24 protein-coding genes and 4 pseudogenes are annotated in these 24,732 nt (G+C 57.9%); 13 read left to right on the top strand and 15 right to left on the bottom strand.

What is annotated here, in order from left to right; all coding sequences use genetic code 11:
- Positions 1 to 335: 335 nt before the first annotated feature.
- Positions 336 to 485, bottom strand: coding sequence for a hypothetical protein (locus tag JQF37_RS21765; protein ID WP_189340391.1), 150 nt, complete (start codon positions 483 to 485; stop codon positions 336 to 338).
- Complete coding sequence (locus JQF37_RS21760) at positions 486 to 767, bottom strand: hypothetical protein (protein ID WP_130206878.1); 282 nt, start codon at positions 765 to 767, stop codon at positions 486 to 488. It abuts the gene before it with no gap.
- On the opposite strand from JQF37_RS21760, the gene JQF37_RS31500 reads away from it, so the two are divergent.
- The 4 genes from JQF37_RS31500 (at position 671) to JQF37_RS21745 (ending at position 2,859) form a co-directional block, all read left to right on the top strand.
- Positions 671 to 1,243, top strand: a complete 573-nt coding sequence (locus JQF37_RS31500) for an alginate export family protein (RefSeq protein WP_223272668.1) — start codon at positions 671 to 673, stop codon at positions 1,241 to 1,243. The two genes, JQF37_RS21760 and JQF37_RS31500, sit on opposite strands and share 97 nt — an antisense overlap.
- The gene (locus JQF37_RS31495) at positions 1,197 to 1,352 is read left to right on the top strand and encodes a hypothetical protein (RefSeq protein ID WP_223272674.1); all 156 of its coding nucleotides are present in this window, start codon (positions 1,197 to 1,199) and stop codon (positions 1,350 to 1,352) included. Before JQF37_RS31500 ends, JQF37_RS31495 begins: the two co-directional genes overlap by 47 nt.
- 91 nt (positions 1,353 to 1,443) lie before the next feature.
- Positions 1,444 to 2,499, top strand: coding sequence for an SPOR domain-containing protein (locus JQF37_RS21750; RefSeq protein ID WP_223272669.1), 1,056 nt, complete (start codon positions 1,444 to 1,446; stop codon positions 2,497 to 2,499).
- A gap of 69 nt (positions 2,500 to 2,568) precedes the next feature.
- Entirely contained in the window at positions 2,569 to 2,859 is a 291-nt protein-coding gene (locus JQF37_RS21745) for a DUF6388 family protein (protein WP_130206880.1), read from the top strand.
- A gap of 106 nt (positions 2,860 to 2,965) precedes the next feature.
- On the opposite strand, the gene JQF37_RS21740 is transcribed toward JQF37_RS21745, so the two are convergent.
- Positions 2,966 to 3,820, bottom strand: coding sequence for an AraC family transcriptional regulator (locus tag JQF37_RS21740; RefSeq protein WP_130206882.1), 855 nt, complete (start codon positions 3,818 to 3,820; stop codon positions 2,966 to 2,968).
- A gap of 189 nt (positions 3,821 to 4,009) precedes the next feature.
- Positions 4,010 to 4,981, bottom strand: a complete 972-nt coding sequence (locus tag JQF37_RS21735; RefSeq protein WP_130206884.1) for an XdhC family protein — start codon at positions 4,979 to 4,981, stop codon at positions 4,010 to 4,012.
- A 91-nt stretch (positions 4,982 to 5,072) separates the two neighbouring features.
- On the opposite strand from JQF37_RS21735, the gene JQF37_RS21730 reads away from it, so the two are divergent.
- Entirely contained in the window at positions 5,073 to 5,858 is a 786-nt protein-coding gene (locus JQF37_RS21730) for an alpha/beta hydrolase (RefSeq protein ID WP_130206886.1), read from the top strand.
- Here the strand turns inward: JQF37_RS21730 and JQF37_RS21725 are convergent.
- The 7 genes from JQF37_RS21725 to JQF37_RS21695 form a co-directional block, all read right to left on the bottom strand.
- Positions 5,851 to 7,203, bottom strand: a complete 1,353-nt coding sequence (locus JQF37_RS21725; RefSeq protein WP_130206888.1) for an MFS transporter — start codon at positions 7,201 to 7,203, stop codon at positions 5,851 to 5,853. The two genes, JQF37_RS21730 and JQF37_RS21725, sit on opposite strands and share 8 nt — an antisense overlap.
- A gap of 188 nt (positions 7,204 to 7,391) precedes the next feature.
- Positions 7,392 to 8,195 carry an enoyl-CoA hydratase/isomerase family protein gene (locus tag JQF37_RS21720; protein ID WP_130206890.1) on the bottom strand — a complete coding sequence of 268 codons (804 nt, stop codon included), beginning with the start codon at positions 8,193 to 8,195 and terminating at the stop codon, positions 7,392 to 7,394.
- A gap of 19 nt (positions 8,196 to 8,214) precedes the next feature.
- Positions 8,215 to 9,753, bottom strand: a complete 1,539-nt coding sequence (locus JQF37_RS21715; protein WP_130206892.1) for an AMP-binding protein — start codon at positions 9,751 to 9,753, stop codon at positions 8,215 to 8,217.
- Positions 9,754 to 9,758: 5 nt separating this feature from the next.
- The gene (locus tag JQF37_RS21710) at positions 9,759 to 10,259 is read right to left on the bottom strand and encodes a (2Fe-2S)-binding protein (protein WP_130206894.1); all 501 of its coding nucleotides are present in this window, start codon (positions 10,257 to 10,259) and stop codon (positions 9,759 to 9,761) included.
- Between the two features lie 2 nt (positions 10,260 to 10,261).
- Positions 10,262 to 11,068 carry an FAD binding domain-containing protein gene (locus tag JQF37_RS21705; protein WP_130206896.1) on the bottom strand — a complete coding sequence of 269 codons (807 nt, stop codon included), beginning with the start codon at positions 11,066 to 11,068 and terminating at the stop codon, positions 10,262 to 10,264.
- Positions 11,065 to 14,064, bottom strand: coding sequence for a molybdopterin cofactor-binding domain-containing protein (locus tag JQF37_RS21700; protein WP_130206898.1), 3,000 nt, complete (start codon positions 14,062 to 14,064; stop codon positions 11,065 to 11,067). The genes JQF37_RS21705 and JQF37_RS21700 overlap by 4 nt, the downstream gene beginning before the upstream one ends.
- Before the next feature lie 162 nt (positions 14,065 to 14,226).
- Positions 14,227 to 16,440: an EAL domain-containing protein gene (locus tag JQF37_RS21695; RefSeq protein ID WP_130206900.1), complete on the bottom strand. Its 2,214-nt coding sequence runs from the start codon at positions 16,438 to 16,440 to the stop codon at positions 14,227 to 14,229.
- A 202-nt stretch (positions 16,441 to 16,642) separates the two neighbouring features.
- On the opposite strand from JQF37_RS21695, the gene JQF37_RS21690 reads away from it, so the two are divergent.
- Positions 16,643 to 17,218: an NADPH-dependent FMN reductase gene (locus tag JQF37_RS21690; RefSeq protein WP_223272670.1), complete on the top strand. Its 576-nt coding sequence runs from the start codon at positions 16,643 to 16,645 to the stop codon at positions 17,216 to 17,218.
- On the opposite strand, the gene JQF37_RS31490 is transcribed toward JQF37_RS21690, so the two are convergent.
- Genes JQF37_RS31490 through JQF37_RS21680 form a run of 3 tightly spaced genes read right to left on the bottom strand, consistent with a single transcriptional unit; the run spans position 17,206 to position 18,461 of the window.
- Complete coding sequence (locus tag JQF37_RS31490; protein ID WP_223272671.1) at positions 17,206 to 17,409, bottom strand: substrate-binding domain-containing protein; 204 nt, start codon at positions 17,407 to 17,409, stop codon at positions 17,206 to 17,208. The genes JQF37_RS21690 and JQF37_RS31490 overlap by 13 nt on opposite strands.
- Before the next feature lie 53 nt (positions 17,410 to 17,462).
- Positions 17,463 to 17,579 carry a LysR family transcriptional regulator gene (locus tag JQF37_RS31485; RefSeq protein WP_223272673.1) on the bottom strand — a complete coding sequence of 39 codons (117 nt, stop codon included), beginning with the start codon at positions 17,577 to 17,579 and terminating at the stop codon, positions 17,463 to 17,465.
- Complete coding sequence (locus tag JQF37_RS21680) at positions 17,580 to 18,461, bottom strand: LysR family transcriptional regulator (RefSeq protein ID WP_204149762.1); 882 nt, start codon at positions 18,459 to 18,461, stop codon at positions 17,580 to 17,582.
- Between the two features lie 116 nt (positions 18,462 to 18,577).
- Between JQF37_RS21680 and JQF37_RS21675 the strand changes: the two are divergent.
- From JQF37_RS21675 to JQF37_RS21665, 3 genes and pseudogenes are all read left to right on the top strand, one after another.
- Positions 18,578 to 18,670: pseudogene (locus JQF37_RS21675) on the top strand (nuclear transport factor 2 family protein); the annotation flags it as partial.
- Positions 18,671 to 18,715: 45 nt separating this feature from the next.
- Complete coding sequence (locus tag JQF37_RS21670) at positions 18,716 to 19,753, top strand: SDR family oxidoreductase (RefSeq protein WP_130206904.1); 1,038 nt, start codon at positions 18,716 to 18,718, stop codon at positions 19,751 to 19,753.
- A 17-nt stretch (positions 19,754 to 19,770) separates the two neighbouring features.
- Positions 19,771 to 20,313: pseudogene (locus JQF37_RS21665) on the top strand (histidine phosphatase family protein).
- An 80-nt stretch (positions 20,314 to 20,393) separates the two neighbouring features.
- On the opposite strand, the pseudogene JQF37_RS31480 reads toward JQF37_RS21665, so the two are convergent.
- Positions 20,394 to 20,543, bottom strand: a pseudogene (locus JQF37_RS31480) (LysR family transcriptional regulator); the annotation flags it as partial.
- A gap of 491 nt (positions 20,544 to 21,034) precedes the next feature.
- Here JQF37_RS31480 and alr point away from each other — a divergent pair.
- The 4 genes and pseudogenes from alr to JQF37_RS21645 form a co-directional block, all read left to right on the top strand.
- Positions 21,035 to 22,264: an alanine racemase gene (alr, locus tag JQF37_RS21660; protein WP_130206906.1), complete on the top strand. Its 1,230-nt coding sequence runs from the start codon at positions 21,035 to 21,037 to the stop codon at positions 22,262 to 22,264.
- 627 nt (positions 22,265 to 22,891) lie between these two features.
- Positions 22,892 to 23,350 carry a hypothetical protein gene (locus tag JQF37_RS21655; protein WP_189340393.1) on the top strand — a complete coding sequence of 153 codons (459 nt, stop codon included), beginning with the start codon at positions 22,892 to 22,894 and terminating at the stop codon, positions 23,348 to 23,350.
- Complete coding sequence (gene tnpB / locus JQF37_RS21650; RefSeq protein WP_145989050.1) at positions 23,347 to 23,682, top strand: IS66 family insertion sequence element accessory protein TnpB; 336 nt, start codon at positions 23,347 to 23,349, stop codon at positions 23,680 to 23,682. Before JQF37_RS21655 ends, tnpB begins: the two co-directional genes overlap by 4 nt.
- 81 nt (positions 23,683 to 23,763) lie before the next feature.
- Positions 23,764 to 24,643, top strand: a pseudogene (locus JQF37_RS21645) (transposase); the annotation flags it as partial.
- Between the last annotated feature and the right edge of the window lie 89 nt (positions 24,644 to 24,732).

The raw sequence follows: 24,732 nt of genomic DNA, 5'->3' as shown, positions 1-24,732 counted from the left end.
CCAAGGACGGTGAAAATTTCAAAAACCCGATTTCCGGTGGACCGTAAGGCTGCTCCGCTTAAGTGAACAGCATTACGCACTTCGCGGGCTTTCTTCAAAAATCAAAACGATCCCAAAATACTGAAATCAGTGGACTGATCGTGACTCTTATTAGTTAGCCTGCTATCTTGTTTTCACATTCCGCCATGTTGAGATGCTTGAAGGAATGAGAAGCCCTGACGACCACGAATCGCCGGGGCTTCGTTTTTTCCATCTGCAGACGAATAAAACCCCGAACGGGTCGGGGTCTTGGTATTCGGTGGCGCACTGGTGCCTGGCCGTGGTGACAAAGCGGCTCATACGGGCCACCCCTGTTCCGGCTGCTCGGCGGTGATCGAGCCGCCGGCCACTGCGCCGAGAAGCACAGCCTCCCGATCAAAGCCGGCCTGCACAAAGGCACGCACCGCCGAGGCCACGCCGTTGAGCGTTGACTGACCCACACTCACCTATCGAGCCTGGATAGGACAATGCGCACTGAAAGCCAGCCAAATCGCACTGATATACCTTCCAACCAGGCCCTTTTCGGCTGTTCCGTTAGCGATAGCTTCAGCTACTGACTCAATGTAATTCCAGTGGACCTCGGCGGGATCACCTACAAACTCCGCCCCGTCGATCTCTGACAAAAAGCTCAATGCCACCTTGGCGCGATGCCCTCTGCTGCCCTCTGCAGTTGCCAACACCTCTACTGCACTGGAAAGCCTGGATAGCGTATCGCTGGAAATCGTCACTCTGCCTCCTATACCCGGGTCACCTTGAGCCGGCCGAACACAAACACCCCACTTCAACGAATCACGCCAGCCGGCGAAGATCGGTTGAAGCCAAGGGTCCGAAGTATCAACAGAGCGTCATCGCGCGATTCAACCTTTATCGCCCAGTGTTCATCATTGGCCTGCGGCGTTCTGCTGGAGCACCGGCAGGCATTGATCGCGTAATTCCTGAAGCCCGCGCCGACATCGATGCCTGGGCGGTTTCCAGCGACAGCGGTTATACCTTTGCGGGTCCCTGGAAAGCGCGTATGGGTTTGCATGTCGATGCCGCGAGCGGTGATGAGGATGGCGATCAGAGGGCCGGTACCGTTGAACCATTGTTCCCAAGAACGCATTCTACCGTCAGGCATGACCACAGCCCCCGGAACAACCACAAGCAGCGGAAAACGCTTGGGCACCCTGTATCAGGCCAACGCCAACTGGACGCCGACCGCTAACGCTTCCGTTGATCTCGACTATTTGTTCTACGACATCGGTTCGACGATCAAAAGCGCCGGCGGCAACAACTCGCAAATACTGGTGCTGCGCTCCACGTTTCGCTTTTAAGCGTCAAGAACATCCGGCAGGAACGCTGCTCGGCAATTCGTTAACTTTGACGTCGAAAAAAACGTTACCTGCACGCACCAGATTGATATCGGTGAATCGTCGCGGCTTTGCAACAGCAAGGAACTTTGGCCACGACTTTCATCTTAAATACAAGTATTTAATGGCTCATCCTGCAATCCATCTGATACGGTTTTTTTTCGATCAGCTGAGCCTTTTTCGTCAACCAACAGTCTATAAAGTGCAAGCCCGATGTTCTTTCAAACAACAAAAAAGCAGCCAACTAATTTTGGCGCTTGGGCACACTGACGCGCTCAAGAATTTAGACCACCCCAGGATCAACAATAGAACCCCGCTTATTAGAAAGAACGGGATAAATAACTATTCACTTGTTTTGGAGATGGCCGCTGTGCGAAGGCTTGGCTTGGGCTTCCTGATAACTGGCGTTTTTGGGCAACTATCTGCACTCCTATGGACCTACATGTCCACGGGACCAATTTGTCAAAATAACGTCAACAATTCATATATCCAGCAAAAAGTGACAACACTCGAACAACTACTCGATGACACGGTCAATAAAGTTGCGACGGAGCTCAATACAAAACATTTCGACGGACTCACGCCCCTTGCAAAAAACGGATCCCACATACCCGATTCAACGGAGGCTGACGCCGTACAGTTCCTGGTCGAAAAACCAGACGAAACTCCAGTTACGCTGCCTTCATTGCCCGCACAGTCATACAAATGGACGATTATTTTCAGCGGTCTGATCACTATTACCGGCCTGCTCCTGGCCGTATTCGCCCGCAAAAAAACCTTTGATCCGCGATGGCATGTCTTTCGCACCGTACCAGGTTCGCTGATCACGCTGGAACGCCCGTGCTTGACGTGCGGCGGCTACATTTTCCAGGCCAGGAAAGAAGCATCAACCACGCCTTCATCAGGCCTATGGGTGGTCGAAATTGCATTGAACACACCCAGCCGCCATCGCGCGGTAAAAGCCATTCAGCTGCTGGAGTTGCCGGTAGCGCGTAAAGAAAACAACTTTGTCGTCATCGGCCCGTATAAACAAAAGCAGGACGCGGCTCGAGTCGTGAAAGAGTTGAGCGAAAAACATGGCGTTAGAGGATGGATGATGGCAGGAAATTGAAATAACCCGATTTAGTGCTGGGCCGACCTCGAACACCCCCTACCTATTGCACGCCACAAGAGAGCCTTCATGATCGCAAAAGAACTTAGGGCCGAACTCGCCCTGAAAAAATTCCTGGACGCCAACTTATGGCTCCAGCTTGAACTCAGTGAGCTGAACTACAGCCTCGCTGAAAACTGCGGACTTTCGCCAGAAGAATATCGCCTGAAATTTCTGCAGGAAGCATTTGAAGCAGAAGCAGACGCTCACGAATGCGATTGCTGGGACTTTATTCTGCGGTGGGTAGCCGAAACCAAGGAAGAGCTTGAGTTGATGCGTGAAGAGCGCATGAAAGAGCTTTATGACTTTCTCGACAATTAGTACACCCTATAACTTCCGTAGCCTATACACGCCGTCAATTCTCAATATTAAAGATTAACTCCATCGGCGGGAGGCTTGCCCAATACCCCCCCGCCCTCCTCTCGGTTCAAACGGCCGCATAACAATCCACTACACGCCGATACTGGCTGGGAGAAGCTCCGATGTGCTGGCGGAAAAACCGTGTGAAATGACCTTGCTCGGAGAACCCGAGATTCTCCGACAACAGGCCCAACGTTCCACTGCGCTCACGCTCCAGCCAGGCAAAAGCCCGGCGCATGCGCGCGTCGTTAAGCAGCAGGGTCGGCGTCATGCCGGTATCTTTCTTGAACAGCGCAAAGAAGTGCGCCCGAGAAAGCCCACAAGCCCGCGCGGCATTGTCGATCGGGTTCGGATCATCGAGGTGCTCAAGCAACCAGGCGGTCCCACGACGCACCCGCGCGTCCCGGAACTCAGCTGAGTTCGGCGCCCCCAGTAGCGACAAATGCCGCCAGCTGGAAAAGTCCTCGATCAGTTCGATCAAGAAGTCGAACAGCATGAATTCCATACGCTCTTTCGGCACGATCCCGCAGCCATGCGCTTCGGCGACCAGGATGTCGGCCAAGGTGCGATTGCGACTCGACAGCTCGATGCAAGATTGGGCAAAAAAGTCTGGCCGGCCGCTGAGCGCCAACGACTGCTGGGCAGTGGCCAGCCAGGCAGGCTCGATGTAGAGCGCCAGGATTACGGTCGCGCCGGCACCCGGCTGCGGATCATAGAAATGAGGCTCCCAGGCGTTGACCAACACCGCCGTGCGATCGCTGAGCGGAACCCGCCGACCGTTGACGTTGAAGTACGTATCTTCGCCGGACACTTTGACCAGCACATGGCATTCGGAATGGGTGTGGGTGACCAGCGAACGATCCATATTCAGCAAGGCGACCCGGCCAAACCTGCCGTGGAAAACCCTTTGGGCAATCGACATCAGATTCCTCTGCTCGCTTGAAGCAATATTGTTATCGGCCACAATGAAGGATCATCGCGGCGTCTATTTATTTCTCGACCCCGGCAATCGCTCAATGGTTCAGCAACACTTGGCTGGCCACTATCGCGCGCGGATGAACGAACGTCTATCCCGACTTTCGCAGCCCCCATGCTCGTCGGAAAAACCGCCTTACAAGGCATGGCGTTCTTTCCCGTGATAAACGCGCAGGACATCGGCCACCACCGCCAGAGCGATTTCCGCGGGGGCCTTGCTGCCCAGATCGAGGCCGATGGGCATGTGCAAACGGGCAATCTGTTCATCCGTCAGGCCACCGATGCGTTTGAGCCGTTCTGTGCGCTTGGCCGAGGTTGCCTGAGACCCCATGGCGCCGATGTAAAACGCTGGAGTGTGCACCGCTTCCATCAGCGCCAGATCATCGATTCGCGGATCGTGAGTCAGCGCCACCACCGCGGTCGCTGCGTGGCAACCTCCGGCGGCGATAAACATCGAGGGCAGCACACGTTGCATCTCCACGCCTTCAAGCTGTACATGCAGCATCTCTTCCCGGGGGTCACAGGCGATGACTTCGCAGCCGATGGCGCGGGCGAAACTGGCGCAGACTTCCGCGACCGGCGATAGCCCCGCCAGAATCAGTCGTAACGCCGGGCCAACGCTGATGCGCACCGTCTCGTCAACGACTTGCACCCGCTCGCTGCCGTGCCCGGTGTCTGCGTCCAGGCGCAAGGCACCGCTGCTCAGCTCGACATGACGCAGCAGACGACGCTGACCGAGTAACGCCGCTTGCAGACTCTCCAGATGCGCAATCCATTCGAGACTGGCAGCGCGGTGCTCGACCAGCACGATCAGCACGCCACCACAGGGCAATCGCAGACGGTGGCGTTGCTCGACGCTGTCGCCATAACGGACGATCTGTGCCGGTTCGCGTAATTCACCGCGCGCCAGGCTTTCGAGAAACGCCTCTTCGACACAGCCGCCCGACAGCGAGCCGACGTGTTCGCCCGTGCCATTGGCCACCAGCATCGCACCCGGCGCACGCGGCGCCGAACCATAGGTGGAGAGCACCGTGCACAGCCACTGGGCCTGCCCGGTGCGAGCCCATTGCAGTGCCTGGTCGATCACCTGAACATCGAGATGACGCATGTTTTTTTGTACCTCAAGCGAAGCGTGGTGCTGCATGCAGGGTTACGTTTACGTTAACCTGCGAGCAATCTTGTTCAATCGTTGATTCGACATGTCGCCACCACAATTTTTGCAACTTGGGCCGCTGCGCCTGGAGTATCACCAACTGCCTGCGGCTGACCCATCGCGACCGACGCTTGTGCTGTTGCACGAAGGCCTCGGCAGCGCCGGCCAATGGAAAGACTTCCCCCTGCGCCTGGCCCGGGCCAGCGGTTGCGGTGTGGTCACTTACAGCCGGCAGGGTTACGGGCAATCGAGCCCGGTAACCCTGCCGCGCCCACTGAACTACCTGAGCAGCGACGGCCCTCGTGAACTGCGGCAATTGCTCAATGCCTTGCAACTGCCGCAAGTGGTCTTGCTCGGTCACAGTGACGGCGCATCCATCGTCCTCGCCTATGCCGCCGCCAACGATCCACGCGTGTTGGGCAGCATTGCCCTGGCGCCTCACGTGATTGTCGAGACCGAGAGCCTCGATGGCATTCGCCATACCACTGAAGTTTGGCATCAGGGCGAATTGCGCGAACGCCTGGCACGCCACCATGGGGCCAATGTCGACGGCGCTTTTCACGGTTGGAGCGACAGCTGGTTGCACCCGGACTTCTCCCTGGACGATCTCGAAGCGCAGTTGGCTTATATCGAAAAGCCGCTGCTGGTGATTCAGGGTCGCGAAGACCACTACGCCACGCCCGAGCAACTGGTGGTCATCCAGCGACAGGTGCCCGGACCCTGCCGCTGTGTGCTGCTGGATGACTGCCGGCACTTTCCCCAGACCGAAGCGCCCGAGCGGACCTTGCAACTGATCTGCGAATTCCTGGAGCACCTGCCCGCCTTTACTTGAAATTGCCTTGGGTTTCCGGAATCACCACGCTGCCGATCAGGTAGATCACCGACAGACCGGCGGCGAAAATCGCCAGCACCATGGGTATCTGCGCCGGGCTGCTGCTGACCAGGGACACAAAGGTCGGCATGGTTCCGCCGAGGGCGAAACCGATGTTCCATGACAACCCGGTGCCGCTGGCTCGCAGCTCGGTGGCAAAGCGTTCATTGAGGAAGATCAGAATCGGCGCGATGATCGCCCCGCCCATGAAGCCTATGCCCATGCAATACAGCGCAGTGCGGGTCAGCGAACCCGGTTCGGCGCCCCCCAGGAACATCATGGGCAGGCTCACCAGGTTGATCACACCCAGCAGCAAGAAAGTCTTCTTGCGACCGATCAGGTCACTCAGGTAACCAAAGGCCAGCGCTCCGACAATGGTCGCCATCGACCCGTACATGAGCATCTGCGAAGTCTGCGTGTGGGGCACTTTGGCGACCACGTTGAGCAATGTCGGCAGATAACCGCAGGCCAGGTAATAGGTGGCACCGCCGCCGAACGTAATCAGCAGATTGACCAGCATCACGCCGCGGTACTCGCGACCGAACAGACGCTTGAGTGGCGACACGACCACTACCGCCGGCCCCTTGGTTTTGCGGGCTTGTTGCAGTTGCTGCCAGACCGGGGTTTCTTCCAGGTAACGGAACATCACCAGACCGAAAAACGTACTGAGCAGGCCGCAGAAGAACATGAAGCGCCAGCCCCAGACGTCAAATTCCTCCCCGGGAAAGATCTCCGACAACACCAGATAAGTGACTGACGCCAACAGCGCGCCCATGCCGGCACCGGCGCCACCGATCAACCCGGACATCAAGCCGCGATAGCGCGGCGAGATGGATTCGGTGCCGATGGTGTGAGTGGAGGCGACGATGCCGCCAACGAAAACGCCCTGAATCACCCGCAATACCAAAAACAGTATCGGGGCCAACACCCCAACCTGGTGAATGGTCGGCAACGCGCCAAACAGTGCTGTGGAAATACCGACGCCGACCATCGACACCATCAACGCACGCTTGCGGCCGTGTTTGTCGGCATACGCGCCAAAGATCGCCGAGCCCAGCGGACGCACCAGCAAAGCCACGGCGAACGAGGCATACACCGCGGCCAGCGACAGTGTAGGGGTGTCCGAGGGGAAGAACAGGCGGCCGATGATCGGCGCCACGTAGAGCAGAATGAACAGGTCAAACAAATCCAGCGCCCAGCCGAATGTCGAGGCAAATGCCGCCAGCAAGGCCTTGCCCGGTGGAATCTGCGGTGTATCGATAGCGGCACTGGTTGGTGATGCAGTTATTATTGTTGTCGTAGTCATGGTTGCCTCACACAAGCGGTGAATCGAAACGTTCTGCATCCCGGTGCGCGGGTTGCGGGTAGTCAGCAGGTCAGCGGTGATACCTTGATGTGCCCTCTCAGTTGCATTGAAGGCGCGGCAGGCCCTGTTCCGTTGTGGCGTATGCCCTTACCGACAGTCCCGCCGCCTGGCCTGCTCGCCGGTACGATTTACTCGCCGATAAACACGGCCGCACGCTTGCTGTGAAACGCTTCGACGCCTTCCTTGAAGTCCTGGGAGCTACGCAGGCGGCTGTAGCAGTGACCTTCCATTTCGATCGCGACGGTCAGCGGCGCATCTTCGTTGTCGTTGATCAGTTTTTTCGCCGTGCGTTGAGCCAGTGGCGAGAAGCGGCGCAGTTCATCGACCAACGCATCGACAGTGCTTTCCAGTTCGGTATCCGGCACGACCTCGGTTGCGATACCCCAGGCATAGGCCTGGTCGCCCGTGATGCGTTTGGCTCGCATCACCATGTGCTTGGTGCGGGTGATGCCAATGATTTTCTGCAGGCGTGCAGAGCCACCCGAGCCCGGGATCTGACCCAGGTTCTGCTCAGGCAAGGCGTAGCGAGTGGTTTGCGAAGCAATGCGGAAATCGCAGGCCAGAGACAGTTCGAAACCGACGCCGAAGGTGTAACCACGGTTGGCGACGATCACCGGTTTTTCGCAACGTGCCGGTGCCGCGACGTTCCAGGCCAGCTTCGAAACGTGCTCCGGCGACGCTTCGAGGAAGCCCTTGATGTCGCCGCCGCTGGAGAAGTGTTCACCCACCGAGCGCAGCACGATGACGCGCACATCTTTGTGTGCATCGAGGGCTTCAAAGACCAGGCGCAGTTGATCGCGCTGCCCCATGGAAATGACGTTCAACGGCGCCCGGTTGAGGATGATGTCGGCGCGCTCGCGGGACACATCGACTTCAACCTGGAAGCCATCGAACTGAGTGTCGAGAAATTGCTGGATCGCTTGTTGTTGCATGGGAGTGTCCTCTGGATGATTAGCTGATGGCCTTCAAGGCCTGTTCCTGAAATTGGGCCAGCAGCACGCGTCGCAGCACCTTGCCAACTGGAGATTTGGGAATCTGATCGATGAACTGATAACGCCGTGGCCGCTTGAATTTGGCCAGGCCCGAGGCGATGCAATGGGCATCGAGGTCGCATTCCGAGACTTCGGCGCGCAGCTTGATAAACGCAGCAATGATCTTGCCCCACTGCTCGTCGGGCAGACCGACCACTACCACTTCTTCCACTGCCGGGTGCAGAGAGAGCATGTTTTCGATTTCTGCCGGGCTGACGTTTTCGCCGCCGGTGATGATCAAGTCATCGACACGCCCCGTGACGAACAGATCGCCTTCCAGATCGAAGTAGCCGATGTCACCGGTGAAATACCATCCGTCACGCAACGCCTTGGCGGTCGCTTCGGGGCGGTTCAGGTAACCTTCGAACGCCTCGTCACTCGCCAGGTCGGCGATGATCTGGCCCTCCTCCAATGGGTTGACCTGCACGTCCACCGTTTCAGCATCGATCGGCACCACGCGCACGCGCTGGTTCATTGCACTGCGCCCTGACGAACCGGGTTTGCGGTTGGCTTGCTGGTCGATGGTGAAGGTGTAGATCTCCGAGCTGCCGTAATGATTGACGAACAATTGCGGCTGGAACGCCTGCTCGACGCGACGCATCAAGCCGTCGCTCATCGGCGCACCGGCAAAGCCGATTTTCTCCACACTGGCGACGCGCTCGCGGGCAAAGGCCGGGTGTTCGATGAGCATGTGATAGAGCGTCGGTACCAGGTACAGGTTGCTGACCTTTTCCCGCTCGATGGCCTGCAGCGTGGCTTCCACGTCGAACTTCGGCACGCAGACGAAATGCCCGTCGATCAGCGCCATGGACAGCAACGAACGCACGCCCATGGTGTGGTAAAGCGGCATGACCCCCAGCGTGCACTCGCTCTGGCGGTAGAGGTTTTGCGCAACGTGGGCCACCGCCGCGGCGCGTTCGCAACGGTGCCGACGCGGCACGCCCTTGGGCTTGCTGGTGGTGCCGGAGGTGTACAGCAACAGTGAAAAGTCTTCGGCGTCCGCCTGCAAAATGATTTCTGAGGGCGTCTGTGAACACAGTTCCTCGAAACTCAGGTCGGTGTCGGCGGCACGGATACCGGCGGCGATCCGTGGCAGCCTTATGGCGGCGCTGCAACCGGCCACGGCGGCCACAGTAGCGTCGTCGTAAGCCAGCGCACGGATTTGTGCATCTTCGATGCAGTAGCCCAGTTCATCGGCCGTCGAACGCCAGTTCAACGGGGTCATGACGACGCCCGCAAACTGACAGGCCCAATGCAGGGTCGCCATCTGCCAGCGGTTCTGCATCGCCACCAGCAGTCGGTCACCGCGGTGCAAACCCAGGCGTTGCAAGCCCCGAGCTGCGCTCTGGATATCGACGAACCAGTCTTCATAGGTTTTCTTCAACGCACCGTCACTGACCGCCACGGCTTGCGGTCGGCGTTCAACGGCAGCGAGGAAGCTGCGTCCGAGATCGAACATTATTGTTATACCCCTTTGTTCGTTTGGCGCTGGGCAGCGACTTCGAGCACGGCCTGGACGATGCCGGTGTAGCCCGTGCAGCGACATAGATGCCCCGAAAGCATGTCGCGTACCTGGGTCTCGTCCGGGTTGGGCACCCGTTCGAGAAAATCCACGCAGGACATGAGAATGCCCGCAGTGCAAAAGCCGCACTGCAAGGCGTGATGACGGCGAAAAGCTTGTTGCAGGTCGCTCAACGTGTCGTCGTCGGCCAGGGACTCGACGGTCTCGATACGCCGCTCGTGCCCCTGTACCGCGAGCATCAGGCAGGAGCGCATGGCGACCCCGTCCACCAGTACTGTGCAGGCACCACAGACACCGTGTTCGCATCCGACATGGACACCGGTGGCACCGAGGTCGTGGCGCAGGAAGTCGCAGAGTTGGGTTCGCGGTTCAGCCAGCGCTTCGCGGGGGCGGCCATTGAGTTCCAGACGAATCGCAAAGGTTTGGTCGGCAGTTACACGCATGTTCAGACTCCTTCGATCAGCTGATGGCCCAGCTCGCGAATCAGTTGGCGGCGATAGGCCGCGCTGGCCTGCACGTCGTCTTGTGCATCGAGCGACCAGGCGGTGTGATTGAGCGCGTCTGGCAGTGCCGCCCCCCTTGGCAGGCTGCGACGTTGCGGACGGTCGGCGACCCCGCCGATGCCGAGTTCGACCTGGTCCGCGCCGATGGCGGCAGCCAGGGAGACAATTGCAAAGTCGCCGTGGCGCATGGCGATTTCACGGAAGCGATAGGTGATGCCTTCGCGCTTGAGCGGAAAACGCACCTCGACAACCAGTTCATCCACGCGCTTGTCGGTGGTGAGAATGCCCTGGAAGAAGTCGGCAGCCTTGACGATGCGCTTGCCTTTTTTCGACTCGAGCACGATCTCGCCGCCCAGCGTCACCAGGCACAGCGGCAACTCGGCGCTGGGGTCGGCGTGAGCCACCGAACCGCAGACTGTGCCGCGATTACGCGTCTGGAAGTGACCGATCCAGGGCATCGCCAGTGCCAATAAAGGCACCTCGTCCATCAGGGTCGAACGTGCCAGTAATTGCGCCTGTCGTACCCCGGCACCTACCGCCAGGCAATCCTTGCGCCGTTCGATATAGGCCAGCTCAGCCACATGATTGATATCGATCAGCAACTTGGGTTGAGCCAGACGCATGTTCAGTACCGCCATCAGCGATTGGCCGCCGGCGATGATGCGAGCTTCCTGGCCGTACTCGGCGAGCAACTCAACCACCTGACGACGGGAGTCAGCCCGAACGTAATCGAAAGCAGCCGGTTTCATTGCGCACCTCCCTTGCCAAACAGCGCGCCAAGCGAGGCCCGCAGTCGCGACCACCAGCCGGTGGAGATGGCTTGGCCGCTGACCCGTTGCGACAGGCGAGTAAATATTTGTCCGATGATCACTTTCGAGGCCCCTTGCAACATTCGGCCGCCGACCGCGGCGACTTTGCCGCTGACCGCCACCTGGTATTGGTATTCCAGACGCGTGTGGCCATTTTCCAGCTCGACGAAACGCACCTTGGCCTGGCCCTGGGCCGAGCCCATAGAGCTGCTGCCGGAACCGGACAGACGCAATGAATGCGGAGGGTCCAGATCACTCAGTGCAACCTTGGCCTCGAAGCGCGCGCGGATCATGCCGACGCCGACGGTGACGTCTGCGCGGTAACGGTTTTCGCCTTCCAGCACGAGGTCGTGACAACCGGGAATGATCGCCGCCAGCGTCTGCGGGTCGAGCAAGGTATCGAAGACCTGTTGCGGCGAAGCAGGAATCACCACCGAGTCGTTGGCCCGCAGTGCCGGTCCACCGCCAGGTGCTGCGTCCAGATTTTCATCGGGCTCCATGCCGGCGGGCCGTGGCGGCTCATCGATCCCGATGAGCGTGCGTACTTTCGATGGCGTCAGTGGCAGACGGATGTCCGAGCGACCAAGGGCGTCGGCCACCGCGTTGGCGATGCACACCGGCGTGCTCATATTGTTGCCCTCGCCCACACCCTTGGCGCCCAGCGGGGTGAATGGCGATGGCGTTTCCATGTGCAGGATCACCGGTTCGATCACTTCCGGCGCGGTCGGCACCAGATAATCGGCGAAGGTCCCGGAGAGGAAGCTGCCGTCCTCGCCATAGGCGAACTCTTCCATCAGCGCCGCGCCGAGACCTTGGGTGAAGCCACCACGAATCTGGCCATCGACCAGCGCGGGGTTGAGCAGGCGGCCGGCGTCATGGCAGGTGACGTAGCGATCGATGTGGATCTCGCCGGTCATGCGGTCGATTTCCAGACCACAAATGTCGAAGACAAAGCCGTAGCACAGCGAGCTATTGACCTGATCCTGGTCGTCCGGTGCCACCAATTGCGGCGGGCTCCAGAAGGCGGTTTCGCGCAGGCCGCCGCTTTCACCTTCCGGCAGCAGGCCCGGCGACCAATGGGTCGCACCGGCAATCCGATGGAATGGCGCCACCGCCCCGCCATTGACCACAAAAATCTTGCCGCCCGCGAAACGGATATCTTCGGGACTGGCCTGCAATTGCTCGGCGGCAATCGCGGCGAGGCGATCACGGATCTTAAGCGCCGCCTTGTAGACGGCACCGGCCACAGCGCCGGCGAAGCGACTGGAATAGTTGCCCGAGGCAATCGACCAGGCGTCTTTCTGAGTGTCCAGTTCGACGTTGACCACGATGGATTCCAGCGCAACCCCAAGCACTTCGGCGACGACCTGAGCGACGGTGGTTTGATGGCCCTGCCCTTGCGGCGCCGAGGATACGTGCACGCTGACGTCACCCAATGGGCCGACGTTGATGGTTGCGGTTGCGACAGCGCCGTTTTTCGGACCGGCCTTGCGCCGCTCCTCGGGTGTCATCGCGGTGGTGATGTAACCCATGTTGGAAATCGACGGTTCGATGACTGCGGCATAACCAATGCCATAGATTCGGCCTTCGGCACGGGCCTGATCACGACGTTTGAGCAACTCGTCGAGACCACCATCAGCCGCCGCCAGGGCAATGCCTGCCTGGTAATTGCCGGAGTCGAGTAACGCACCGGCGGCCGCGCGATAAGGGAAGGCATCGGCTGGCACCAGGTTGCGGCGGATCACGTCCAGCGGATCAAGCTTCAACTGCACGGCGATGTGTTGCAGCAGCCGCTCCAGGGCGAAATACACCTGCGGGCCACCGAAACCCCGGTTCAGGCCGGAAGGGGTTTTGTTGGTCAGCACCACTCGGTTGCGCACTTGCAAATGGCGGATCGCGTAGGCGCCCGTCAGGTTGCCGTGCATGCGGTAGAACGTCGCCGGTTCGGGCGCTCTGAGGTAGGCACCACAATCGTCGATCTGGTCATAGCGCAAAGCGGTGATGCGGCCATCTGCTTCTACCGCCGCTTCGATTTCGGTCACCCGATTGGTCGCCGAGGAAGCCCCCTGAAGATGTTCCAGACGGTCCTCGACCCACTTCACCGGTGCACCGACCTTGCGTGACGCCAGGCCCATCATCACCACGTAAGGGAAAACCCCTTGCTTGATGCCAAAGCTGCCGCCGGAATCTTTCGGTGTGCGCAAACGCAAGTGGTTGCCGGGCACATTCAGTGCCCGGGCCATGACCGTGTGCAGCGCATAGGGGCCCTGGAAGTTGGCCAGCACGTCATAAATGCCGGTCGCGCGCTCGTACTGGGCCAGCACCACATAGCATTCAATGGGTGTGCAGGAACTGCGCGGAAACTTCACTTTGAGCGAGACCTTGTGCGGCGCCTGCTCGAAGGCTTGCTCCGGCTCGCCATAACGAAAGTGCCGCTCATTGACCACGTTGCTGCCGACTGCTTCGTGCAGGATCGGCGCCTGTTCGGCAGTGGCCAGTTCGGGATCGATGATCGGGGGCAGCGGCTCGTATTCAACGCGCACACCTTCGATGGCGTCCTCGGCCAGATAGCGGCTCTCGGCGATCACCACGGCCACCGGCTCTCCGACATAACGCACCTTGTCGACGGCGACGCACCAGTGCTCCATCGGCTGACGCACACCCACCGGAAACGGCAGCGCCCAGCGTTTGACGTCTTCGCCGACCAACACGCCGTGCACGCCTTTCATCAGCAGCGCTTGGGAAAAGTCCACTGAGATGATCCGCGCATGAGCGTGGGGTGAACGGATGATCGCCGCATGGAGCGTACCCGGAGGGATCGCAGCGTCATCGGCATAGCAGCCGAGGCCGCGCAACAATGCGGCGTCCTCGACACGGGCCTGACGGGCGCCGATGTGGCCGGTCTGGCTTTCGGTAGCAGGTTGGAAACTGGTCATTTTTTCGCGGCTCTTGTTGTTATGCAGCGCGATAGCGTTAGAGCCGAGTGTGTGAGAAAGGCGCCGGGAGCGCCTTGCCTGGGGAGTGGGAGTTCTGCGCTGGGGTCTGAAAATTTGCCTTAGCGTCTGATTTCCAGGACTGGGACCAGGCAGGATTGCCGGTCAAGGATGGGGAAGCGGATGACTCAGGAAAGCTTCGATTTCTGCACAGGGCATCGGTTTGGCAAAGTAATACCCCTGGAACACATCGCAGCGACTGCCCTTCAGGAAATCCACCTGAGCCTCGGTTTCCACGCCTTCGGCGACCACCTTCAGGCTCAAGTGATGAGCCATGGAAATAATGCCTTGGGTAATAGCGGCATCGTGATGGTCGGTGGCGATTTCCTGGATGAACGAGCGGTCGATCTTGATCTTGTCGATCGGCAAACGCTTGAGGTAGTTGAGGCTGGAAAAACCGGTGCCGAAATCATCGAGCGCAATGCGCACCCCCAACGCCTTGAGCCGGTGCAACGTTTCGATCGCCTGTTCGGCGTTGTGCAGCAGAAGTGACTCGGTAATCTCCAGCTCCAGTTGCTCACCCCGCAGACCATGTTTCTCAAGGTTGGCCTGGACACACTGGACGAAATGGCCTCGCTGGAAATGCATCGGCGAAATATTCACGGCCATCGAGATGCCCGTGATGCCCTGCTCGCCCAGCTGGCGCAATTTCGCGCAAGCCGTATCGAGTACCCAAAGGCTCAGCGGGATGATCTGGCCACTGTCCTCTGCCACCGGCACAAACACCGCAGGCGAGATAAATCCCTTTTCCGGATGCTCCCAGCGCAGCAACGCTTCGATCCCGACCACCCGACCCGTCCGCGCCTCTATCTGCGGTTGATAATGCAGCGTTAACGACTGGGTTTCGATCGCCTTCTGCAGGTCATTGCGCAGGCTCGCGTGCTCGCAAACGCGCAGATTAAGATCGCTGGTGTACCACTGAAAGTTGTTGCGCCCGTGCTGCTTGGCTTTGTACATGGCCATGTCAGCCTGCTGGATCAGCTGCATCGGCTGCTCGATATGACCATCGCTCAGGGTGATGCCGATACTTGCACTCACGTGCAGGTCAATGCCCTGGATGCAGTAGGGTCTGGCAATGCTGGCCATCAATCGCTCGGCCACCGGTACAACGTCCTCATCACGAAGCAGGTCAGGCAGCAGAACGATAAATTCGTCACCGCCCATGCGCACGATGGTGTCACCGGGACGAACCTGCTGGGTCATACGCTGTGCCACCTCAATCAGCACCTGATCGCCGAAGTAGTGCCCGGTCGAATCGTTGATGGATTTGAATCCATCCAGATCAATGCACATCACCGCCAGACGACGCTTGCGCCGACGACTGATGTGACAATCCAGAATAAGGCGGTCTTCAAGCGATACACGGTTGAGCAAACCGGTCAGACGATCATGGCAGGCGTTGAAGCTCAATTGGCGTTCGTAATGCTTTTGCTCGCTGATGTCCCTGGCGACTCCAAATACCCCTACGATCTCGCCATTGATCATGATCGGCAGGTTGGAAATGTCCATGGTCAACAGCTTGTCGTTCTCATCGCGAACCCGTGCCTCAAAGCGCTGGGGCTCTCCGGTGCTGGCGGCAGAGAAATGCCGACTGACCCGTTGCAGGTCTTCTTCGACCACCAGATTGGCAAAGTGATGACCGATGAAGTCGGTTGCGGTGTGCGGCTTGAGCTTCAGGCCTGCCGGATTCACACTCTGGATGTTGCCGGCCAGATCGAGGGCGAACACCGGGTTGGGGTTGTAGGTGAACAATGAACGAAAACGTTGTTCGCTTTCCTCCAGACGCTGGCCGTCACGCTCGCGGCGGATCGCAATGACTGCCAGTTGGGCCGCGCAGGCCAGTCGTTGAATCTGCGCCTCGTCCGGCACATGGGCGCGGCTCTGGTACAGGGCAAATGTTCCCAACACGCTTCCTTGATGGGAGAGCAAAGGCACCGACCAGCAGGAACGCAGGTTATGCCCCAGCGCCAGCCCGCGAAAACGCTCCCAGCTTGGGTCCCGGGCGATGTCTTCGGTGACCACCAGCTCGCGCCGGAACGCTGCGGTGCCACAGGTTCCTTCGTGTGGACCAATGGCCATTCCATGAATCGCGTCACTGTATTCGACCGGCAGGCTGGGCGCCGCACCGCTCAGCAAGCGCTTGCCCTCGGCATCAGTGAGCAGTATCGAGCAGAAGGTTTCGGGGGCCTGATCGTCAAGCATCTGGCAGATGGCGCTGAGTATGTCGCCTAGATGATGATCGGTCGCGATCATGCCGAGAATGTCACGTTGCGATTCGGGAAGTGTCTTGCTGTGAAAGCTCGTGCGACGAGTATTCATGGTGGTTCCTGAAGACTCTCAAGGTCGTCCGGTCTTCAGAGAGCCTGGAATAGTGGGCGGCCGATCACTGTCCACTAGCGTGTCGGTCGCGCACTGTATAGAGCACCGACCAGCAAAAAAAAGGTTCAGATCCAACATAAAAAACAGCATCAGATTGCCATTTCTGCATTGCCATGCAGCAATGGTGCATGAGGTCCGGCTCGTGCGAAACTTCACCGACTTACGAATCACGAACGGTGTTGAAATGGTGCGTCTGCTTGCTGTTTCTGGAAGCCTGCGTCAGGCCTCCTCCAACTCAATTTTGCTACGAGCAGCTGAGCGTCTATGCCCCGAAGGGGTAATGGTCGTGCATTACGAAGGCCTGGCTGAGTTGCCTCACTTCAACCCGGATCTGCTCGAGGATCCCCCCGAGGCAGTCATCGAGTTACGTGCAATTATCGGGCAGGCGGATGGGCTGTTGTTTTCTTGCCCCGAGTACGCTCGAGGTATTCCTGGCGCATTCAAAAACATGCTCGACTGGCTCGTGAGCAGTGAAGAGTTTCCGGGCAAGCCTGTCGCGCTTTTCAACTCATCGCCTAGAGCCAGTCACGCGCAAGCTGCATTGCGGCTGGTCCTGGATACGATGTCGGCTCGCATCATCGAGGAAGCGTCAATGACTGTTAACCTCCTGTCCAGCCGATTGAGCGCAGAAAGCATTGCCACCGACCCGGTGATAGGCCCACTGATTGGCACTGCGCTCGGCGCTTTTAAACGACGCCTCGACAATCAAAACCTTTGATACTCCGACATGGATTGCACCCGTTGGATTGACTGAGTGAAACGAGGCGACAGGCGAAGGTGCGGATAGCGTACTCGCAGTGTCTTCAAGAGGTCGGCGATCAGGCTGGGCAGAACGTAGTCGGTGATGGCGAGCCGCAACTCGCCGACAAAGGTCGGGCCACGCACGCTTTCAAGGGCACGATCACTCAAGGCAAGCATGTCTTGTGTATGGACCAGTAAGCGTTCGCCAGCCGGTGTCGGCCTTACGCTTTTTTACCCCGCTCCAGCAACGTCACCCCGGTGAAGGCCTCGAGCTTGCGCAATGGCTCGCTTAACGCCGATTGCGACCGACATAGCTTAGGGGCGCATGCGCGCCAAATTTAATTTTCGACATTTTCAACGCAGAGGACTTCGAGCAATACCTGCTCCAAGATGTCAAAGAAACATCTGATGTGCGCCTGTTTCAACGCCTGAGGCCGGGTTACCAGATAGACCTCCATCTCTGGAAGTTCAAGCTCCGGGAACAACTCAGTCAGGTCCTTCGCCAGAATACGTGGCAGTACAGCTACGCCCATACCTTGCCTCACCGACTCCAGTTGTACGGCGAACGAGTTCACGCTGATTTGTGCACGGTCCAGACCCGCAGCTTTTGCGGCACGCATTTGAGGCAACATATCCAGCGGAGGAAGCAAGGCGATGTTGACCGCCGTAGCCAGGGTCACCTCTGGAGATCGCTTCAGGTACCCTGCATCAGCGAAGACGCCGTAGGCGAGCTTGCCCATTGGTCGATAAATCAGCGATGGCTCGCCCAGATGCGCGGTGCGTATAGCGATATCCGCCACACCGCGGACGATCTTGTGAAAGTCGGCGGTGACCAGTAATTCCACGGAGCAGCGCGGATGCAGGGAAGTAAAACGACTTGCGGCCTCCAACACACAAGAAGAAAACCCCTCACCGGCACTGACCAGGACACTGCCATATAGCTCTTGGCGTTCCCCGGACAGGTCCGCCGCCGTTTGACGCCTCAAGCCCGCTTCCGCAGCCTGAGCGACTTCCACCAGGGATTGGCCCCGCGAGGTCAACCAGCAGCCTTCAACGCCTCGCTCAACGAGCGGCTCACCCAGGGCAGCTTCCAGTTGGGTCAGACGACGGGACACAGTAGACGCCGCAATGCCCAGCAGTTGGCCAGCTTGAAGAAAACTGCCACGCCGCGAGACCGCCAACAGCAGACGAAGATCGTCCCAATTTGCCTGCAACGCCATACCTCCCATCCTCCTTGGTCTGCAAATATGCAAAGCCATTATGCAGTAGTCGCTGTTTTTCAGGACCGGCCTCAACGGTATATCTACAGGCCTTCGAAACGACTGGAATGGAATGTATGACTAAGGGCCCCGACCACTACGCAGAACGCGCCGCTCTTGCCTTCAATCGCCGTGATGTGGCGTCGATGCTTGCGCTGGTTTGCTTCGACAGCGCGGTGTTGATGCCGTCAGCCGAACAGCAAGAGGGTTAAGCGATGCGCAACGTATTCGTTACTGGCGCAACCGGCTTGCTGGGAAACAACCTGGTGCGGGAACTGGTCGCACGTGGCTACGCCGTCAAAGCCCTCGTCCGTTCAAGAGACAAAGGTGAGCAGCAGTTCAACGACCTCCCGAGTGTGGAACTGGTCGTTGGTGACATGGCCGATATCGACGCGTTCGCATCATCGCTGCAAGGCTGCGATACCGTGTTTCATACGGCGGCGTTCTTTCGCGATAACTACAAGGGTGGCAGCCACTGGGCAGAACTCGAAAAGATCAATGTCGCCGGTACGCGAGAGTTGCTTCACCAGGCCTACCGCGCGGGGATACGCCGGTTTATCCATACCTCTTCGATTGCCGTGCTCGACGGGGCCCCTGGCACCTCTATCGATGAGACATGCCTGCGGTCCGAATCCGATGCGGATGACTACTACCGCAGCAAGATCCTCGCTGACCGTGTCGTCTTGACGTTTCTTGAAACCCATCCCCAGATGCATGCCTGCATGGTTCTGCCCGGCTGGATGTGGGGACCTGGCGATATGGGCCCGACCTCTTCGGGACAATTGGTCAAGGATGTCGTCAACGGCAAGTTGCCCGGGCTGATCCCCGGCACCTTCTCGGTGGTCGATGCCCGTGATGTGGCATGGGCTCAGATTGCCGCAGCCAAACATGGACGACGAGGGGAACGTTATCTCGCGGCAGGTCGGAACCTGACCATGCGCCAGTTGGTGCCGGTCCTGGGACGTATAGCGGGCGTCAAAACCCCTGCTCGGCAACTGCCACTGCCCGCTCTATACCTATTGGCGGCGGTGCAGGAGATCTACGCGCGCCTTACCGGCAAGCCTATATTGCTGAGCATGGCGACATTGCGCCTATTGATACGAGAGGAGCACCGTACCTGTTTTAACCACCGTAAGAGTGAACAAGATCTTGGCCTGAGTTTTCGAGTGCTGGAGCAGACAATTTTTGACACTGTGGCGTGGTATCGGATGCATGGCTGGTTTAAGAAAAACAAGGACGAAAACAAACTGTGAGCAAGACAATAATCCTGATGCGTCACGGCCAGCCAAATATGGCCAGGACCGAAAAAATCTCAATGCTCGAGATGAAAGACTGGATCGAGCAATACAACCGATCCGAAATCATCCGCCATCCCGCTCCGGACGCCAGCCAGCAACTCGCCGCAGCCGCCACCATGATTGTTTCAAGCAGCGCGCCTCGTGCGCTGAGCTCCGTCGAGGTACTCGGGCTGAAGCCTGCTGTCGTCGATGCGCTTTTCTGCGAAGCACAACTGCCCAATGGTCGTTGGAGATTTCCCTGACTATCGCCGTTTTCCTGGGCATTTATCTTTCGAGTCTTATGGCTGTGCGGTTATTCGAGCGGCGTCGAATCCTTCGGCGCCGCGAGGCTGCGCGCCAGCGCGGCGACTCAACGACTGCAGTCCCTTGCCTGTGAAGAGCCGGTTCTGCTAGTCGGTCATGGCGTTATGAATCGAATGATTTCCCAACGACTGCTGGCAAACGGGTGGACTCGCCAACGACGTAACGGCAGCCGATATTGGAGTGCTTCGGTATATCAATATGATGACGTATAAACGGAGATCGGCTGATCGCACGTCCCCGACGCATTCACCCAGGCGTACTGACACAAGGCATTGTGGTGACCTTACGCTCTCAGGGCGACCGTAACGACTACGAGCCTGCACAGTTCGAACTGGAGTGGGCCAACCCAAACCATGGGTTCCTTGAAGAGAAATGTGCCGCTTTGAGGCCAGTCCCTGGACATCAGCGCAAGATCAAGATCGCCGCTTCGCACACGCGGGACATGATAGCCGCCGCACGGCAAGCGTCTGTATGCACGCGGACAGGATGCTGATCGCCAGATGCAGCAGGCTGGTCGACCGTGGTTTGCCGGTCGCCGCGCATCCGCCCCTCATCCACGGGCGTATCCTGAATGACTGCATTGAACAGCGCGATGTTAGTGCCCCGAGTGATTTCGTCATGCGCCTTTGAGGTCTTGGCGGCAAATCACTTGATGTCGCCTGCAAAGCTCATCGCTGTGATAACAGCCAGACCGTATCCTTTGCTGAGCACTTCGCCAGCGGGCTCTTTTAGTCTAGTGGTAGCACCGTCTTTGTCTGCGGCAGCCGAGCAACACCCCCTCCTGATGCCATCGCATAGGGCCTGGGTGAGCGCGAACAAATTCCTTACATGTTTTTACATCTTTGAACCCAGCGTACAACGGCAACTTACACAGCCTTCCAATAATCGGCACCGGAATAATAAAAAAAAGACCGATTACATGGAGAGTTTCAAATGCCCTTTACCCGTACTGTTCTAGCGTTGTCTCTCGGCCTGATCCTTTTGCAGAGCCAGGTCCAAGCGGCGCCACCACTGTCACTCACAAACGGCAACACCGAGCTGACTGCTCAAATCAGTAATGCCTGGATTGAAATCAACAAAGCCGCGCTCGAGCACAACATCCAAACCCTGCAAGCGGAACTGGCCGGCAAGTCGAAACTCTGCGCGGTACTGAAGGCCGACGCTTATGGTCATGGCATAGGGTTGGTGATGCCTTCGGTGATAGCGCTGGGTGTACCGTGTGTGGCGGTCGCCAGTAATGAAGAGGCGCGAGTGGTTCGAGAAAGCGGATTTAAAGGTCAGTTGATCCGTGTTCGCACCGCCTCCCTGGGGGAGCTCGAAAATGCTCTGCAGTACAACGTCGAAGAACTGGTTGGTAACCTCGATTTCGCCCGCCAAGCGGCCGATCTTGCACATAAACATGGTCGAAAATTGCAGGTGCACATCGGCCTCAACTCAAGCGGCATGAGCCGTAACGGCATTGAAATGGCCACCAAGCAGGGTAAACAAGACGCGCTAGCGATCACCAAACTGCCAAATGTCGAAGTGGTAGCGATCATGACCCACTTTGCCGTGGAGGATAAGGACGATGTGCGTAAAGGGCTGGCGACCTTCAATGAGCAAGCCGCCTGGCTGATGGATGTCGCGCAACTCGACCGCAGCAAGATAACCCTGCACGCAGCTAACTCCTTCGCCACCCTGGAAGTACCCGAATCGCGCCTGGACATGGTGCGCACGGGCGGCGCGTTGTTTGGCGATACCGTCCTCTCGCGTACTGAGTATCAACGCGTGATGCAGTTCAAGTCGCATGTGGCCTCGGTCAATAGCTACCCTGCTGGAAACACAGTGGGTTACGACCGCACGTTCACCCTGACACGTGATTCGAAGCTGGCCAACATCACGGTCGGTTACTCCGATGGCTATCGCCGTGTGTTTACCAACAAAGGCGTGGTGTTGATCAATGGTCATCGTGTGCCAGTGGTGGGCAAGGTTTCGATGAACACAGTGATGGTTGATGTCACGGATGCCCCCGACGTCAAGGCGGGTGATGAAGTGGTGTTATTTGGCAAGCAAGGCGCAAGCGAAGTCAGCCAGGCTGAAGTCGAAGAGATCAACGGTGCGCTGCTGGCCGACCTCTACACCGTCTGGGGCAGTGCCAACCCGAAAATCCTGGTCGAGAAGTAGCCCCACCAATATCGCAAAGCAGAGGCGCGTTCATTCGAGTAAAGCTTTGAAGAGCGCTGACAGCTCTATCTACATGACTACGACAGCCGCCAATACCGCAACGAAGCCAAAGGTCTTCCAGCAGGACCATCTTGGCTTTTCGCTGTTCGAAAGAGTCATATAAAGAACGTTACATTTTTGACTCGATGCCTAATACCCATTAAAAAATAAAATAACTGACTTTTGAGTCAGCTCGACAAAACGGGACCATATTTAAATAAAGGAAACCAAATTCCCTTTTTAAATAGGTGAGCAAATTGGAATATAGAGATCAAAACGATTCGCGAAACAAACCAGGTTTCAATGCAGTGTTCACCTCTGACAATAAGATCATCAGCGTATCTGAATATATTGAAACATTTTTAATAACAAGAGGTTATGAGACGACGCAGCAAAATAGACTCAAGATCGCAGACAGCCTCAGTCACGTGCCTATGCGCGACCGTCATTCAGTGTCTGAACTAGACCACTGGCTTGATTCACAATTCAAAAGCTGACTACAACGAATACGGATCAAGTGTAAAAATCAAGGAGAACATTAGGCACGAATTAAAATGGATTGAATGCTGATTCTCGACGCGTGCAAGTTTGCAATTGCAAGCCAGCCGGAACTGCTCGCCCCAAAGAAGGCCCGGACATGTGCCGGGCATTTCATACAGTCAAGCTTCGGATTGGGGCTTCGACAACTTGGCCACCGCTCTACCACGCAAAAAGTACCACCCGGCAGGCAATGTGTTCGTCGAGCACTTTCCTGCCTGGCCCGGCAGCTTCGGCATAGCCCACGTGACTACAGCCACATCCGTCGCACTGAGCCACAGCATTAACGCCAACATTGTTCATAAGTGGATTCGGCTGCAATCGCAGACAAATGTTGCCAAGCCACCAGCCTTCATTCCGCTGACATTACAGTCGTCCGCGTCACGATCAGATATCACTCCAGCTACCATTTGCCTCGAAATCCCTCACCCGCGCGGCACCGTCAAAGTGAACTGGCCCGCCGAAAATGCTGATGCTTGTGTCACCTTTGTTCGAGACCTGTTGCGATGATTCGCATCGATTCCATCTGGCTCGCCACCGAGCCCATGGATATGCGCGCTGGCACCGAAACCGCGCTGGCACGAGTGGTGGCGGTGTTCGGTGCGGCGCAGCCGCACTGCGCTTATCTGTTCGCCAATCGTCGCGCCACACGTATCAAGGTGTTGGTACACGACGGTCCGGGCATCTGGCTGGCGGCCCGCCGTTTGCACCAGGGCAAGTTCTTCTGGCCGGGCTCTCGACACGGTACTCAGGTGGAGTTGGGTGCAGAACAGCTACAAGCTTTGGTGCTGGGCTTGCCTTGGCAAAGAGTCGGGCCAGGTGGTGCGATTTTCATCCTGTAACGCCTGCCGCAGCCAGTTGGGCCGTGCAATTGTCCGATGGATCTATCGTCGGTATTAGCCTGTTCTGGCAAAGTCTGCGGCATGACTTCGCTCCCCAATCTTGACCAACTAACCCCTGTACAACTGCGTGCTTTGGCGGCGCAGTTGATGCAGCGTGTCGAGAATCTTGATCAGACAGTCGAGACCATGGGTAAAAAGATTCACCGTGACCAAGCGGTGATCGAGAAGCTGACCCACGAGATTGCACAGCTCAAACGTTTCAAATTTGCCAAGCGTAGCGAGCAGTTAAATCCGCAGCAGGCCAGCTTGCTGGACGATCTGATCGATACTGATATCGCGGCGATTGAGGCTGAACTTCAGGCACTGCAAACACCTTCAGTTGCTACCGAGACAACGCAAGAACCTAAGCGCACGGCGTTACCGCCGGAGTTTCCGCGCACCCTGATCCATCACGAACCCGACAATAGCCACTGCCAGTGCCGCTGCGCCCTCAAGCGTATTGGCGAGGATGTCAGCGAAAAGCTCGACTACACGCCGGGCGTGTTCACCGTCGAACGCCACATCAGAGGCAAGAGGGTTTGTGATGACTGCGAAACGCTGATTCAGGCACCCGTTCCAGCGCACGTCATCGATAAGGGCATTCCGACCGCAGGGCTGCTAGCCCACGTCATGATCGCCAAGTTCGGGTGCCTTGCGTGATGCCGTTCTTGCACACGCCGTGATCCACGCCGACGAAACGCCGGTACAGATGCTCAAGCCTGGCGCAAAGAAAACCCATCGTTCCGATGTATGGGCCTACGCTACTAGCCAGTTTTCGGACTTGGCAGCGGTCGTCTATGACTTCAGCCCCAGCCGCGCCGGAGAACACGCCCGCAACTTCCTGAAAGGCTGGAAAGGCAAGTTGGTCTGCGACGATTTTGGCGGCTATAAGGCCAGTTTTGAACTCGGCGTGACCGAGATCTATTTGAAGGACGTTCTCACGCGCTTGCCAACGCAGCGTGCGAGTGAGATTTCCGAACTGCGGCCGCATAAATGGCAACCCGTTTGGTT

Origin of the sequence: Pseudomonas sp. MIL9 (genome assembly GCF_016887925.1) — a bacterium.
Taxonomy (GTDB): domain Bacteria; phylum Pseudomonadota; class Gammaproteobacteria; order Pseudomonadales; family Pseudomonadaceae; genus Aquipseudomonas; species Aquipseudomonas mohnii.
This window is presented reverse-complemented; position numbering and strand designations above follow the sequence as displayed.